We start from the raw sequence: 13724 nt of genomic DNA, 5'->3' as shown, positions 1-13724 counted from the left end.
CAGCCTCCATCGCCAGCGTTTCATGTTTGCTGGAGCGGTTTGCCTAGCCATTCGCGATAGAAGCCTTCGAGGTCGGGCTCGAAATCGTGGACGATGGGATAGCCAGGTGCCGCCGCTTCCACTTCGTGCAGCGTGCCGCATTGCGGACAGATGAATTCGCGGATCTCCATCCATTCGGCATCGGGGAGATCGCTGTTCGGGTAGATTTCGCGCAAAGCCTCCTCGGTGTTGCGGACGTTGATCGCAGCCTTCAGCTTCCAGTTCTTACGATAGTCGCCGAAGGAGTGGCCGCATTCGCAGCGGGTAATGCGCTCATCGCCACTCTGGCAGATGAACAGATGGTCCGAGACCGGCAGCAGGATCGAATCCTTCCAGGCGACACGATCCTGATAGACGGCAACCATCTTGAAGAAACGGTCATCGTCCTTGTAGGCACTCATGATCCGCCTTGTCTGTGGCCAGGGCAGCTTGCCTGCGGCCAGATCGCCCAGGACTTCCTTGCTGTACGAGGTCATGGCTTTGCTCCCGGCATGAAGATCGATCTGGCATCGACGTTCCAGAACTCGCTGAATTCGCTGGTGAAGCGCGGCGACAGCTTGATCGCGCTGGCGTACATTTTCTTCACCTCGGGGGCGAAATCGGCCTTTTCGACACGACCGCGCTCCTTGGCGATCCAATCCACCACAGGGACCGCCTTGGCCAGACGCTCCTTGCGCATGGCGGCGCGGCGCTCGACCGTGGCGTCGATATCGGCGATGGGATAGCCGTCTTCATCGTCCTTCAGCACAATGCCGAAAACCTGCTCCGCCGCTTGCCGGGTGAGAAAGCCGTTCTCGACATCCCAGGCGGTCTTGATCGGATCGCGCTCCAGTACGTCGCCGTAACCACCGCCGCCATTGTAGGAATGGCTGAAGATGTCGCCGGATTTGTGCGGCGCGGTGATGTAGGGGCCCTCGACCACGACATGGTCGCCACCGATGTTCCGCTCGTAGTCGGAGACATGCGGATCGATGCCGGGCGCATGCGCCAGCGGTTCGCCTTTTGCCGCGAGTTCGTGAATGTCTGAGTTGCGCACGGCGCGATGCTTCTGGCAGGTCGGCGCCGGATAACCGCCGCACATGCCGCCATTGTCGAACACGCGCGAAGAATGTTCGGAGGTGTGGATCCGCAGATGCGACGTCTTGTTGATCAGCCAGGTCGAGACGAAGGAACAGCCGCCGCGATATTTGCCGGCACCGCCGGAGTTGGGCACGATCGAGCGGCCGATATAGACCATCGGCATCGACTGTTCCCAGACCTCGATGTTGCCCATGTCGGATTCCGGGTTCCAGCCGACATAGGCGGTGTCGAGACCATCCTTGATTGCGAGCGCGCCGGAGCCGGCGGCGGCGCATTCAAAATGGGCCATGCCGAACGGCGTGCCGTACTGGCTCTCGCCACCCATTTCGATCATGGGGCTGTTGACCTGACCGACGAAGGCCTCCTCGACGAAGCCACGCGCGATAAAACTGCGCGACAAAAGCCGCTGGAAAACGCCATAGGCTGGTAGCAGCAGCGCCCACGAGGTGGCGGTCGCCACCATCTCGTTGTCGGGATTGGTCCAGGTGCCGTGCGGCAGTTTCAGTTCGGTCGCCATCCAGGCGCCGTCATTGACCAGCCCTTCGAAATTCATGTGCTGGGTCAAGGTGACGAACATGCCGCCATCCATGCCGGCCGGCGTGCAGTTCATCGAATGGTAGCCCCAGGGCTGCGTGCCCTCGAAGTCCATGGTGATCTTGCCGTCGGTGGTGATCTCCATCTCGATCGGGATATTGTAGAGCCAGTCCGGATCGCCGAGCAGCTGGAAGCCGGGTTTGCCTGCGGTGACGTGGCCGTAAAAAGTGTGGCCGCGATAGATTCCGGGGACGGTGAGCTGGCGGGTGCGGGCGAGCTGGGCGCGACGGCCCTCCTCGATGAACTCCTTCGACACCTTCATCCAGTAGTCGAGGCCGATCTCGGAGATGAGCTGCTTGACGCTTTCGCGCATATCGATGCAGGAGGCGACCTTGGCCTTTTCGTCGAGCACCCAGTAGATCGGCATGCGCAGATTGCGCTCGCAGCGGATGACGTAGTCGCGGCGGATCTCGTCATTCTCGCCGATCTTCTCGGCGCAGACGAACAGTCCCTCGGTGAAGCGCTCCTGCGCGAGGCACACATCACCGCCTGGGGTAATGCCGCCGGCCTCCAACTCATGGCAGACCGCACCGGCCCAGCCGACAAGCGTGCCTTCATGAAAGATAGGCACCACGTCCATCACGTCGGGCACCTGCACGGTGCCTATGAAGGCGTCGTTGTTGGCGAAGATGTCGCCTTCGCGGATGCGCGGGTTGTCCTCGTAGCCGTTTTTGATCATCCATTTGATGAAGCGGCTCATCGTATGGACATGCACCATGATGCCGTTGGAGAGAGCGATGGCGTCGCCCTCGGGCGTGTAGATGGCGACCACCATTTCGCCGACCTCTCGCACGCCGGGCGAGGCCGATATGCGGCGGGCCATTTCGCGCGCCGAGACGCAATAGGCGCGCAGCTTGGTGTGCAGCGTCTCGAATTTCAGCGGATCCTGGTTGCGCAGCGTGAGTTCCGTGATGCCGTCATAGCAGCCGGTCTCCTCCATCAGCCGCTCGGAATCGAGCAGTCTTTCGCGAAGGCGCAGGGCCGAGGCAGGTTTGTCCAACATGGCGGTCGCCCTCTCAAGCGTGGGTGTAGTGCAGCAGCGTCCATTCATCGACATGGACACGGTCCTGCGGATGAACGACGAGCGTGGTGGCGGGATGTTCGATGATGGCCGGGCCGATGACTTCGTGGCCTGGCTGAAGCAGATCCATCTCGTAGAGATTGGCCTTGTGCCAGCGCCCACCGATATAGGCCTCGCGCACGCCCTTGTGGGCGGCTGCCGGATCAGACTTGCCGAGCGGTCGCTTGAGCAGCACCGGCTTGACCTTGTCGGCGGTGGCGATCAGCCCGAGTTCGGTGATGGTGAAGCCGGCTTCGCCATAACGTGACACGCGATGGTTGACCTTGGCATAGACCGCCTCGAACTCGACGATAACCCTGCGCATGTCGTCGGCCGAACTGACCTCGGCAAGCGGCGCCATGACTTCGACGTCCTCGAGCTGGCCGGTGTAGCGCATCATCAGGAACGGCACGGTCCTGATCTTCTCCCTGGTATGGCCGTCGACGATCATTTCGTCGACCGCGGCCTTGGTCAGGTCTTTCCAGACCGTGGTGACCTTGGCGCCGAAGGCGGCCAGCGTAGCCTCGTCGGCGCGTGACGGGATGTCGTGCTGGGTGGAGACGGAATGACGCCGCATGAAATCGGCCGTGGTGCAGCCGAAGGCGGAGAAGGCGGCCGCGAACTGGAAGGTGATGATGTCCTTGAAGCCGATGCCCCTGGAGCAGCCGGCCAGATGCAACGGGCCGGAGCCGCCGTAGGACAGCAGCGTGAATTCGGAGGGATGGATGCCTTGCCCGGAAATGACCCGGCGCAGCGCGTTGTTGGCATCGGACTCCAGCATGTCGATCATGCCTTCCGCGGCTTCCTCGACACCAACGCCGAGCGCGCTGGAGCACTTTTCCTCGAAGGCGCGGCGCGCCTTTTCGACCTGCAGCACGACCTTGCCGCCCAGGAAATAGTGTGGGTTGAGGCGGCCGAGGATGGCGTCGCAATCGGCGATGGTCGGCTCGGTGCCACCGCGATCGAAGCAGATCGGACCGGGATCCGAGCCGGCGCTTTCCGGCCCAAGCGAGACCTTCTTGGTCAGGGGATCGACCTTGAGGATCATGCCGGCGCCGGCGCCGATCGTGTCGAGATGCAGCGTCGGCACGTTGAGCTTGAAACGGTCCATCAGCGGCTCGTTCTCGATCCGCGTCTGGCCGCGTGTGATGACGCCCATGTCGAAGGAGGTACCGCCCATGTCCGAGCAGATCAGCGAGTCGTTCCCGATCAGCTTGCCGACATAGGCAGCGCCCAGAATGCCGCCGATCGGGCCGGAGATCATGGTTTCATGCAGGCGCGGGTGGTTGATCGAGGTCAGGCCGCCGAAGGAGAGCAGCGTCTGCACGCCATACTTGAAGCCGTATTTCTTCGAGACGTCCTCTATACCCCTAAGCTGCTTGCGGCCGCGCGAGGTGGCGTAGGCCTCGATCAGCACCGAATTCAGCCGCGACTGCTCGCGGATGACCGGGCGGACCTCATGGCTGGTGTAGACGATGATGTCGGCGCCGGCCTTGTCGACCTCCGCGCGGCAGATCTCGGCGATGCGCTTCTCGTGCACCGGATTGACATGCGAGAAGATGGTCATGATGCAGATCGCCTCGACCTTGTCGGCGATCAATTTTTTCGCGGCGATGGAGACCTCGTGTTCGTAGAGCGGCAGCACGATGTCGCCGAACTGGTCGATGCGCTCGGTGACGCCATGCGTGCGGCGGCGCGGCACCAGCGGATCTGGATGGTGATGGGTGACGGCATGCAGCCGGTCGGCATAGGAATAGTCGGCCCAGGCCTGCAGTCCCCGGCCCATCAGGATCATGTCCTCGAGGCCCTTGGTGGTGATCAGGCCGAGCCGGCGGCCGGTGCGCGACAACAGTGTGTTGAGCATGCCGGTGCCGGAATAGAGCACGACGTTGACGCCGGAAAACAATGATTCCAGCGAGATGCCCCAGGCATCCGCCGCGTCCTCGGCAGACGCGAGAAAACCTTCGGCTTCGTTCTTCGGCGTGGTCGCCGACTTGCCGATCTTGAAGTGGCCGTCCTGATCGACAAGGATCGTGTCGGTCATGGTGCCGCCGGCGTCGATACCGATGACGATTGGATTGCCGACGATGGGGCCGGTGAGATTGGGTTGGGTCACGGTCGCCTCGGGATCTGGTCTAGGTTGACGCAAGGCTAGATTCGATGGGCGGCTTCGCGCCATATGCCTAAAGACATAATGACGGCTGAGCTGACATCGCCGAAAAAAGGGCATGCGCATGGGGACCATCTGGGCGCCGCTCGCCAAAGCGATCGCCGCCACCGGCACGGACAGGCATGTCGACTGCCTGATCGACCTGATCGGCGCGGATATCGAGCACGACCTCGTCACGGTGACGCGCTATTCGACGACGCAGACACCCGAATTCATCAAGCACCGACGCTTCTCGGACGAAATGGTCCGGCGCTATCTCGACAATTACTATGTCTTCGACCCGTTCTATGCGTCGTGGCGACGCGAGCGAAGGCTGGGCATCATGCCGCTGAAACGGCTTGCCAACGATGAGGCCAAGCGCGGCCAGTACATAGCCGGCTTCCTGGCGCAGTCGGAGATCTGCGACGAGGTCGGCATCATGCTGGCGGACGGCGGCGACTGGTGCCTCGGCATCTTCCTCGACCGCTCGACCACGCCATTCAAGGACAGCGAGATCGCCCTGCTGGATGAACGGCTGCCGGTGTTCGAGGCGCTGCATGCGCTCGACATCAAGGCGCGCGGAACGGAATTCTCCCGCACGTCAGCGCCGACAGGCCCCGGCGCCTCGCCCCGGCGGGAACCGACCATTCCAGCCAGCCTGTGGCCGGAGCTGTCACTACGCGAGCGGGAATTGGTCCAACTGATCCTCGCCGGTCACCCGACGGCCAACATCGCCGAACGCCTCGTTATCACCGTCGGCACGGTCAAGAACCATCGCCGGCGCATCTACGAGAAGCTCGACATCACCACGGAGCGTGAATTGTTTTTGCAGTTCTTCCAGCATCGGGTCGACCGATAGCCGGGGTTCGGACAGCTAGCGGGTTACGCTTTTCCCGTTGCAGGTTAGAGCTCATCCTCCCAATTGGCGCCGCCATAGAACACACGGAAGATCACCACTTGGTCGGATTCCACTGTAAAGGTCACCGTTACACGGCGCTCGAAACCGACAACCCGAAGCCCTGGCCGCAGATCGTCACGGCGTGTTCCGCGCTCCGAGGCGTAGTCGAGACCCTGGCAGTAGGCTTCGATACGCTCGATATAGCGTATGGCCGTGACGTTGCCGGCGGCGATCTCGATGGGTGTCGTATATCCATCTTAAGTCCGCTAAGGCTTCCGGCAACAGAACAATATGCCGGCGCTTCACACATCCCTCTTAAAGCGGGCGGCGTGGTGAGCGCGGATGTCGTCAAAAGCCTGGCTGGCTGGGATAACTCGGGAAGGATCCGCCTTCCACCTGTCATAGGTCGGCACAACCTCCTCGCGGAGCCAGCGCTCTACGGCCGCGTCGCGCTCTTGCAGGGCGCGAAGGCCGGCGCGGATCACTTCACTGCTGGTCGCGTAGGTTCCTGATTCAACGAGACGGTCGATGAAAGCAGCCTGCTCTGTTGGCAGGCTGAAGGTGCGCTTTTCGGTGGCAGCCATGATTTCTCCTATAATGTCGGTGTGATTATATCATACCAATATCCAATACGTTAGAAAACCTGTCGGCCCAAGAAACCGACATCGGCGCTGCTAGCAGTCTCAAAATTCCTCTTGCGGAACCGCGCCGTCCCGGCTTAGTCTTTGCCTTCTCGCAAAAATGAAATTTAATTCCATTTGCCTGCAACCTTCTAGCCAGCATCGTGCCCAGGAAAAATGAACGGCCCAATCGACTGAGAAAATATTTGATATATCATCTACCAGAACGGAAATAGCTGACATGGTCCAGCAGACATCGATCCAGCCATCGGCGCCCTGGTTGCGGCTAGATGTCGACGATTCGGACTGGACCGACGCCGAGGTGTCGAGCCTGGTGCGCTGGTATCACCAGATGCTGCTCATCCGCCGTTTCGAGGAAAAGGTGCTCGATCTGGCCAATGCCGGGCTGGTGCATGGTCCGGCCCACGCCAGCATCGGACAAGAGGCCACGGCGGTCGGCGCCATGTCCGTGCTCGGCACCGGCGACCGCATCAACGGCACCCACCGTGCCCATCACCAGGTGCTGGCCAAGCTTGTCAACGCGCAGACGCCCGGCGGATTCGACCCGCTGCATGATGCTTTCAACCCAGGCATGCAGGGATCGGTTCGCGGCCTGATGGCCGAGATCATGGGCCTCAAGTCAGGCTATTGCGGCGGCCGTGGCGGCTCGATGCATATGCGCGACGATGCCTCCGGCATCCCAGGCACCAGCGCCATTATCGGCGGCAACCTGCCGCACGCGGCGGGCTATGCGCTCGCCGACAAACTGCTCGGCACCGGCAACATCTCGGTCGCCTTCTTCGGCGACGGCACGATGATGGCGGGACCGGCCTACGAGGCGATGAACATCGCCGCGCTCTACCGGCTGCCGGTGATCTTTTTCGCCGAAAACAATCTCTATGCCGTCTCCACGCACATCAACGAGCAGACGCGCGAGACGCGGCTGGCCTCGCGCGGACCTATGCTCGGCTTTCGTGGCATCGAATGCGACGGCATGGATGTGGTGGCAGTCCACCATGCCATGCGCGAGGCGCGCCGGACGATTGAGGAAGACGGCGGCCCGGTGCTGGTCGAGGCGCTCTGCTATCGGTTTCTACACCAGAGCGGCGCCCGCCCGGGCAGCGAATTCGGCTACCGCACGCGCGCCGAGGAAGACGTCTGGAAAGCGCGCGACCCGCTTGCGACGATGGCGGCTCGCCTGAAGACGATGGGCATCCTGAACGCTTCGGACCTCGGTACACTCGACCAGCGCGTCATGGAGGTGGTCAACACCGCTGCCGATTCCCTGACCGAGATGAGCGGCAACGCGCTGCGCATTCCTGATCATCTGTGGCCGGACCCAAGCGACGTCGACAACCAGATCCGCGGCGATCTTTCCGAACTGAAGGGCGAGCGCTTCCTCGAGATCGAGGACGCGCCGGCCGACACCAGGCCGGTCAAGTTCATGGTTGCCGCGTCCGAGGTGATTGCGCGCGCCATGGAGCAGGACGCGCGCATCATCATCATGGGCGAGGATGTGCACCGGCTGCGCGGCGGCGTTTCGGGCGCCACAAAGGGCGCGCTGGAGCGCTGGCCGGAGCGTGTGCTGGCGATGCCCATCGCCGAGAATGGTTTTGTCGGGGTGGCGCTGGGTGCAGCGCTTTGCGGCTTGCGGCCGATCGTCGAGATCATGTTCGGCGACTTCTGCCTGGTTGCCGCCGACCAGCTGTTCAACGCGGTCAGCAAGGTGCGCCACATGTTCGGCGGCGGCTTTCCGGTGCCAATCGTGGTCAGGGTGCGCGTCTCGCCGCACACCGGCTACGGCTCGCAGCATTCGGGCGATCCGTCCGGCCTGTTCGCCCTGTTTCCCGGCTGGCGCATCGTCGCGCCGACGACGCCCTTCGACTATATCGGCCTGATGAATTCAGCGCTGAAATGCGACGATCCGGTCGTCGTCATCGAGCATGTCGAGCTGTTCCCGAGCGAAGGCCCTGTGCCTGCGGACGACCGCGACTATTGCGTGCGGCTCGGCAAGGCGAAGATCGTCAGGCCGGGCAGCGCCTGCACACTGCTCACCAGCGCCAGCATGGTTGCCGTCGCCAGCCAGGTGGTCGAGGAGACCGGCGCCGATGCCGAGATCATCGACCTGCGCAGCCTCGACCCGACCGGGCTCGACTGGCCGCTGGTGGAGGCCTCGATCCGCAAGACCAACCGGGTAGCCGTCATCGAACAGGTGCAGCGTGGGCTATCGCTTGGCGGACGACTGACACAGGAGATTCAGGATCGCGTGTTCGATTATCTCGATCACGAGATCCTGCATGTGACGGGAAGCCTCTCGGCTCCCGTCGTATCGGCCCCGCTCAACCGCGCCGCACTGGGCGGCGCTGAAAAGCTCAAGGCCGCGCTTCAATCCCTCACTGCCGTGGGTGGATAGAGCGAACGCATTGCCACAAAGATCCGACAAGAAAATGGGAGAACTGACATGAGCATCCTACAGAGAAACAAGACCAGGGCGAAGATGCTGGCAGCCGTGCTGCTGGCCACCAGCGCCTTCTGGGCGCCGGCCACGTTCGCGCAGGACAGCAAGCCGCTGGTCATTGCGCGCAACATCGACCTCAACTCGCTCGATCCGCACCGCGCCTTCTGCGACACCTGCCAGATCTACAATTCCAGCGTCTATGAATCGCTGCTGACGCTGGACAAGGACAACAAGCTGATCCCGCTGCTCGCCTCGAAGTGGGAAGGCAATGCCGACCAGAGCAGCTTCACCTTCACGCTCGACCCGGCCGCCAAATTCTCGGACGGTTCGCCGGTCGAAGCCAAGGACGTGAAATGGTCCTGGGAGAGGCTGAAGAACCTCAAGGGCAGCGCCTCGTTCCTGATGGACAATGTCGCCTCGATCGAGACCCCGGACGCGCATACGGTGGTCGTCAAGATGGTCGCGCCGAGCTCCGAATTCCTCAACATCGCGGCGGCGCCCTACGCAGCGGTCGTCAACAGCAAGGTTGCTTCCGAAGCCGGCGCCAAGGCCGATGCGGACGCTTCGACGACAGACAATGCCGAGGCCTGGTTTCTGGCGCATTCGGCCGGCAGCGCACCGTTCGTGCTGAAATCCTATGAGCCCAATTCGGAACTGCGGCTGGCACGCAACGACAAATACTGGCGCACGGCGCCGGCGCTGAGCGAAGTCGTCATCCGCCAGACCAAGGATGCGGTGGCCCAGGCACAGATGCTGCAGAGCGGCACAGCCGACATCGCCATGCAGATCGACCCGGACACGGCCAAGACGATGACCGGCAGCGACGTGAAAATCGAGACCGTGCCGTCCTACAATTTCATCTATGTGGCGCTGTCGCCCGGCGCCAAGGCCAACAAGGTTCCGCTGACGCCCGAAGTGCGCGAGGCCATTTCGCTCGGTCTCGACCGTCCGAGCATCCTGGACTTCACCATCGGCTCCGAGGGCCAGTTGATCAGCGCACCGATCCCGCTCGGCTTCCCCGGCGGTTCGGGCTTCGAGGCGCAACCCTATGACGTCGCCAAGGCAAAGGAACTTCTGGCCAAGGCCGGCCATGCCGACGGCTTCGAGATGGAAGCGGCGTTTCCCGGCATGAACGTCTATGGCGTCGATCTGTCGCTGTTGATGCAGAAGGTTCAGCAGGATTTGGCCAAGATCAACATCAAGCTCGACCTGCAGCCGATCCCCTTCGCCAACTGGCGCGAACGCGTCAATGGCGACGGCATCCCGATGACGGCGGTATTCTACGCGCCGGACTATTACGGCACGTCGCAATACGTCGATTATTTCGCCATGACCAAGGGCAGCCCGTGGGCGCGCCGCGCCGGCGCGGAGCGCGACCCGTCGGTGCTCAATCCGAAGGAAGCGGATATCTACAAGGCAGCCCTTGCGGCAAGCGGCGACGAGGCCGCCAAGCTGTGGCATCAGGCCGGCGAGGAGATGATCAAGGACAGGATCATCCTGCCGTTGATCAGCCCGAACCTGATCCTGGCCTACAAATCGGACGTCAAGGGCGTGCGTTACAGCGCCTGCTGCAACCTGCCGCTGGCGGAACTCAGTCACTGAGCGAAAAGACGCGGGAGGCGGCCAGCCGCCTCCCGCTTCCTCATCCTGGACGGTCAGCAAATCCTGCCTTCCAGCATTAAGATCAATATATGATATATCAATATGCGGAGAACTCGCTATGCCTTCCCTGATCAACTCCAAAGACCAGTTGCTGCGCGAGCGCGCGGCCTCGGTCATTCCGGGCGGCATGTGGGGGCACATGGCGACGCGCTATCTCGGCTCCGCCTATCCGCAATTCTTCGAGCGCGCCGACGGCTGCCGGGTCTGGGATGTCGATGGCCGCGAGTACATCGACCTGATGTGCAGTTGGGGCCCCAATATCCTCGGCCACCATCATCAGGCGGTCGAGGCAGCGGCCGAGCGGCAGCGTCGTCTGGGCGATGCGATGAACGGCCCTGGCGAGGTGTTGGTCGAGCTGGCCGAACTGCTGGTCAAGACCGTCGCGCATGCCGACTGGGCGATGCTGCAGAAGAACGGCACCGACGCCACCACGGCCTGCGTGACGATCGCACGCGCCGGCACTGGCCGGCGCAAGGTGCTGGTCGCGCGCGGCTCCTATCACGGCGCCGTGCCGTGGTGCACGCCTTCGCTCGCCGGCGTCACCGCCGAGGACCGCGCCCATATCATCCATTTCGACTACAATGACGTTGCCAGCCTCGAGGCAGCCGTCGAGCAGGCCGGCAGCGATCTTGCCGCCGTCGTCGTCACCGCTTTCCGCCACGATATCGCCCGCGACCAGGAACTGCCGACCGCCGCCTTCGCCAGACGGGCGCGCGAGCTCACCACCGCCGCCGACGCGGCGCTGATCGTCGATGATGTCAGGGCCGGCTTCCGCATCGATCTCGCCGGCAGCTGGGAACCGCTCGGCGTACGGCCGGACCTGTCCGCTTTCTCGAAGGCGATCGCCAATGGCTATCCGCTTGCCGCGATCACCGGCACCGACCGGTTTCGCGAAGCCGCGACCAAGGTCTATGTGACGGGGTCGTTCTGGTATGGCGCCGTCGCCATGGCCGCCGCGATCGCCACCATCAACACGCTGCGCGACACCGACGCCATCTCCAGGATGACTGAAGCCGGCGACAGGCTGCGCTCAGGCCTCGATGCCGCAGCGAAGAAGCATGGCCTGTCGCTTCACCAGACCGGCCCGGTGTCGATGCCGATGGTGCTCTTCGACGGCGATGCCGAATTCAAAAAGGCCGACGCCTTCTGCTCGGCCGCCTTGCGCGAGGGCGCCTATTTCCACCCCCGGCACAACATGTTCCTGAGTGCCGCGCATACCGCAAAAGACATAGATCTCGCCCTGCAGGCTGCCGATGCCGGCATGGCCGCAGCGGCGCAGGTGGCGTGACCGGCGCCGATGCGGTGGGAAGGAACAAATCGCTCAGCCGACGGCCGACACCAGGCGGCCGTTCTGCGCCGCGCGGCGCAGTTCCTCCGGCGTGACCGCACCGTCGTTCAGCCGTTCGAGAACCTTGACCAACAGGCGTCCGCCTTCGATCATGTCCTGCTGAATGCCCTTGCGCACGCCGTTCTCGTCACGCGCCCGCAGCGCGTCGAGAATGTCGAGGTGCCGGTGGCGGCCGTCGTAGGTCGGCCTGGCGTGCGGGTATTGATAGTTCACCAGCGGTCCGTTGCGCAGCCAGATGCCCTCGATGATGGCCAGCAACTCCGGCATTTGCGCCGCCTGGTAGATCGAGTGATGGAATTCCCAATTGTCGCGGACGGCTTCGAACCAATGGCCATTGTCCTCGTTGGCAATCAGTCTGTCATGCACCTCGGCCAGACGGTCGATCTCCCGTGGCTCGATGCGCGTTGTTGCCGCCGCCCCCGCCATGCCTTCGAGATGCAGCCGGATGCTGCGCAACTCCAGATATTGGGCCAGCGACAGCTGGGCGACGGTGATCGAACGGCCGGCCTCCATCTCCAGACCCTTTTCGCGGACCAGCTGCATCAGCGCCTCGCGCACTGGCGTCTCAGACACCTGAAGGCTGGCGGCAAGGTCGCGGATCTTGAAGCGATGGCCCGGCCAGAAACGGCCTTCCATCATGGCGCGGCGAAGCTCCTCGTAGACGCGCGTCGTCAGATTGTCGCGCGCGATCGGCGCGATAGAAGCAGTCACATCCGCTCTCCGTTCTTGCAGTGGCGCAGGCGTCGCCTGCGTCGCGTGGGCTGTGTATATGATACCACGAATGGCCTGACCACCGACATGAGACAGGCAACTGCGAGACGGGCAGCCATGGTGCAGACGGACATGAGACGGGGCGCATGACCGCGACGCCTTCACTCCTGTTCGGCGCCATAGCCGACGATCTGACCGGCGGCACCGAGCTGGCGTCGATGCTGGTGGCGCGCGGCATTCCAACGGGATGCACGGTCGGACTGAGTGCGCCGATCCCACCAAGCAATCTTGCCCATGTGATCCTGCTCAAGACACGCGTCATCGCGGCCAGCGATGCGGTGCGCCAGGTTCTGGCGGCGGCGGACCGGCTGCTTGAAGCTGGTGCCCGGCAGATCTTCTTCAAATATTGCGCCACTTTCGATTCGACACCTGCCGGCAACATCGGTCCTTGCGCCGAGGCGCTGCTCGAGCGCCTCGGCGGCGGCGTCACGCTGTTCACTCCGGCGCTGTGTGAGACCGGCCGCACCGTCTATCAGGGACACATGTTCGGCGGCGCCCAATTGCTGGGTGAATCGCCCAAGCGCTTCGATCCGCTAACGCCGATGACCGATTCCAATCTGGTTCGCGTGCTGCAGGCGCAGAGCAAAGGCAAGGTCGGGCTGGTGCCCTATCTCGTCGTCGATGCCGGGGCGGAGGCCATCCGCAACGCCATACGAGAGCACAGCGCGGGCGGCGAGACGCTGCTGGTCACCGACACGATCCGCGAGCGCGACCTGGTTGCGATCGCGGAAGCGACCTTCGACCTGCCGCTGATGACCGGCAATTCCTCGGTCGCCGCGCATCTGCCACCGGCCTGGCTCACGCATGGGCTGCTGAATTCAGTCGATCTCGTTACCGCCAGCTTGCCGGCCATAAACGGCCCAGCGGCGGTGCTGGCCGGCAGCGTTGCCGACCGCACCATCGAACAGCTCGAACGCTTTGCGCAAAACAATCCACTGCTGACGATCGATCTGGCCAGCGCCTTCGCCGGCGCCGATGTAGTGGCCGAAGCGCGTGCCTTCGCCCAGCGGCATTTGCCCGGCACGATGATCGCCATTGCCACGAC

10 protein-coding genes are annotated in these 13724 nt (G+C 63.2%); 5 read left to right on the top strand and 5 right to left on the bottom strand.

Annotation, left to right across the window (positions count from 1 at the left end; all coding sequences use genetic code 11):
• Window positions 1-20 precede the first annotated feature (20 nt).
• Genes EOD15_RS03670 through EOD15_RS03660 form a run of 3 tightly spaced genes read right to left on the bottom strand, consistent with a single transcriptional unit; the run spans window position 21 to window position 4889 of the window.
• Window positions 21-515 carry an acetone carboxylase subunit gamma gene (locus tag EOD15_RS03670; RefSeq protein WP_127319705.1) on the bottom strand — a complete coding sequence of 165 codons (495 nt, stop codon included), beginning with the start codon at window positions 513-515 and terminating at the stop codon, window positions 21-23.
• Entirely contained in the window at window positions 512-2716 is a 2205-nt protein-coding gene (locus EOD15_RS03665) for a hydantoinase B/oxoprolinase family protein (RefSeq protein WP_127319707.1), read from the bottom strand. Before EOD15_RS03665 ends, EOD15_RS03670 begins: the two co-directional genes overlap by 4 nt.
• Before the next feature lie 13 nt (window positions 2717-2729).
• Window positions 2730-4889 (bottom strand): hydantoinase/oxoprolinase family protein, encoded by a 2160-nt coding sequence (locus EOD15_RS03660; protein ID WP_127319709.1) that lies wholly within the window; start codon window positions 4887-4889, stop codon window positions 2730-2732.
• Window positions 4890-5001: 112 nt separating this feature from the next.
• On the opposite strand from EOD15_RS03660, the gene EOD15_RS03655 reads away from it, so the two are divergent.
• Window positions 5002-5781 (top strand): LuxR C-terminal-related transcriptional regulator, encoded by a 780-nt coding sequence (locus tag EOD15_RS03655; protein ID WP_127319711.1) that lies wholly within the window; start codon window positions 5002-5004, stop codon window positions 5779-5781.
• 341 nt (window positions 5782-6122) lie between these two features.
• Here the strand turns inward: EOD15_RS03655 and EOD15_RS03645 are convergent, their stop codons facing one another.
• Window positions 6123-6404 carry a type II toxin-antitoxin system ParD family antitoxin gene (locus EOD15_RS03645; protein WP_127319713.1) on the bottom strand — a complete coding sequence of 94 codons (282 nt, stop codon included), beginning with the start codon at window positions 6402-6404 and terminating at the stop codon, window positions 6123-6125.
• 277 nt (window positions 6405-6681) lie between these two features.
• Between EOD15_RS03645 and EOD15_RS03640 the strand changes: the two genes are divergently transcribed.
• The 3 genes from EOD15_RS03640 (at window position 6682) to EOD15_RS03630 (ending at window position 11848) form a co-directional block, all read left to right on the top strand.
• Window positions 6682-8853 (top strand): alpha-ketoacid dehydrogenase subunit alpha/beta, encoded by a 2172-nt coding sequence (locus tag EOD15_RS03640; protein ID WP_127319715.1) that lies wholly within the window; start codon window positions 6682-6684, stop codon window positions 8851-8853.
• Window positions 8854-8937: 84 nt separating this feature from the next.
• The gene (locus tag EOD15_RS03635) at window positions 8938-10500 is read left to right on the top strand and encodes an ABC transporter substrate-binding protein (protein ID WP_164761653.1); all 1563 of its coding nucleotides are present in this window, start codon (window positions 8938-8940) and stop codon (window positions 10498-10500) included.
• A gap of 118 nt (window positions 10501-10618) precedes the next feature.
• The gene (locus tag EOD15_RS03630) at window positions 10619-11848 is read left to right on the top strand and encodes an aminotransferase class III-fold pyridoxal phosphate-dependent enzyme (RefSeq protein WP_127328819.1); all 1230 of its coding nucleotides are present in this window, start codon (window positions 10619-10621) and stop codon (window positions 11846-11848) included.
• 33 nt (window positions 11849-11881) lie between these two features.
• Here the strand turns inward: EOD15_RS03630 and EOD15_RS03625 are convergent, their stop codons facing one another.
• A complete protein-coding gene (locus EOD15_RS03625; RefSeq protein ID WP_127267755.1) occupies window positions 11882-12619 on the bottom strand; it encodes a GntR family transcriptional regulator in 738 nt (245 codons plus the stop codon).
• Between the two features lie 146 nt (window positions 12620-12765).
• Here EOD15_RS03625 and EOD15_RS03620 point away from each other — a divergent pair.
• A partial coding sequence (locus tag EOD15_RS03620) for a four-carbon acid sugar kinase family protein (protein WP_148129490.1) occupies window positions 12766-13724 on the top strand: 959 nt, incomplete at its 3' end.

The organism is Mesorhizobium sp. M7A.T.Ca.US.000.02.2.1 (assembly GCF_003996995.1).
Taxonomy (GTDB): domain Bacteria; phylum Pseudomonadota; class Alphaproteobacteria; order Rhizobiales; family Rhizobiaceae; genus Mesorhizobium.
This window is presented reverse-complemented; position numbering and strand designations above follow the sequence as displayed.